We start from the raw sequence: 1,667 nt of genomic DNA on the forward strand, positions 1-1,667 counted from the left end.
TTTTTCTTGACGATTAGCTCAAGCTCGAGAGCCTCGAAGGCGAGTTCATCCGCCAAGCGCTTAAACAGCTCGCGCTTTTCTATGTCCGTCGCTTGCTGGCTCATCAGCATAAACTCTCTGGCGTCAGCGCGGACCTTTTCCAAACGTCGTCGGAGGTCCTTCATGTGTGCCGGCTTAGCTTTTAAACTTATCCTTGGCCCGAACAAATCAGTTGCTGGTTCGGATCCACCCGGAGTCAACTGCCGAAACTCGATACTGGTTCTATGCGGACCGCCAAATTCGCCGCTCTTCGTGCTGCGATATTTGGGCCATGCTCCATGACCCAGCCCCTGTTCAGGGATTGCGGGCTGAGGACGGCCGTCTTGGCCGATGAGCCATCCCTGTCCGGCTCTCGCCGGATGATGCATAGAACTAGCATACCTGAAGGGGGCATGAATGTTCGAAAGCGCACAGACGCGAGTGTTGCGCCCGACTAGGCTGCGAGCGATCCTGGACGCTCGCAAAGCGCTCGGGGCCCAACGGCCTCGGGGAGATGCGAAAATGTGCGGGCTGCGCTGAAGCGGCTCCGTTCGCGAACGCAGTGTTGCCGGTTGCGTGCCGGTATGAGGCAGGAGTAAGCTCGGCAGATTTAGATCAACGATGGTCGTTCTCGTGCGTACTTTTCTTCTCATTGTGGGAATATGGCTACTGGTGAACGTTCTGTTCGTTGTAGTTGTCCTGCCCTCGCGCAGACCGTCACCTGCTCGGCGAGCAGGAATTCCATCTCCGGTGACGATTAACACGACGGCCGGTCGCTCGGACGATCACGACCCACCACTCCTGCAGCGCGCAATGAGGCCGGTTGCAATCAGGGTTCTTTTCGTCGTCCTCCTCCGTCCAGTCCTTCGAGCGTGGAATGCAGTTAGGCGGCACTTCAGAGGGCACCACGACTAGATGCGGGCCATCGCGCGCTTGAGAATTCTCGTCGATGTCTTCACTGCGCCGCGAGCCCCCCGAGCGATTCAGCGAGAGCATCAGCCAGATTGCAAGTGCGCTCGCAATGGCCCTCCAAGCATGGTTATGACCCGCGTTTCAACGATGATGTGAAAAGCTCAGAGCCCAGGGGGAACAGCAGGCGCCAGCATTTCCATCCCAAAATGCCGCAACGCGCGCTCAACTTGTCTGCCGCTTTTCGGCTGAAGCCCGATCGATTAGGAAATCGTCCAATTTTCGGCCGCCTCGAAGCTGCGGCCGCAGCCATCGAGGCAGCCTGCCGCGACCCGACCATGTCTCCGCCGGGTTCTTCGGATTGCGATATTTGGGACGAACGGGCGGGTATGGACGGCGCTCGCGATTGAACCGCGTGGCCTCGTTGGCCAGTCCAATCCTGTGGAGCCGTTCCTCCAAATGTGCTTTTTGCACCAACATTTTCTGAGTGAGTTTGGCGGCGACCTCTTGGTGAAATATCCAGAGCTCGTCAACGGAGAGCAAATTGAAATGCGCGGTGTTCATGGCTCCATCCCTAATCTTGGGCAGAAGGCCCAGGCAGACAAGTCGGGAATCCGGGAGCAGACAAGCCCTCAGTGAAATATTGATCATGCAATCCACATTTAATACGAGAGGTAGCAGGGAGAAAGGCGCGACAGTGGTAATATCGTGGCGGAGTATTTAAATCGCCGCGCGGGGTA

1 protein-coding gene is annotated in these 1,667 nt (G+C 57.3%); it reads right to left on the reverse strand.

What is annotated here, in order from left to right:
• Positions 1 to 1,152 precede the first annotated feature (1,152 nt).
• Positions 1,153 to 1,491: an H-NS histone family protein gene (locus AC0L3B_RS38065; RefSeq protein WP_473382669.1), complete on the reverse strand. Its 339-nt coding sequence runs from the start codon at positions 1,489 to 1,491 to the stop codon at positions 1,153 to 1,155.
• Positions 1,492 to 1,667: the final 176 nt, after the last annotated feature.

The sequence above is a fragment of the Bradyrhizobium sp. Kon56 genome, from assembly GCF_055807635.1.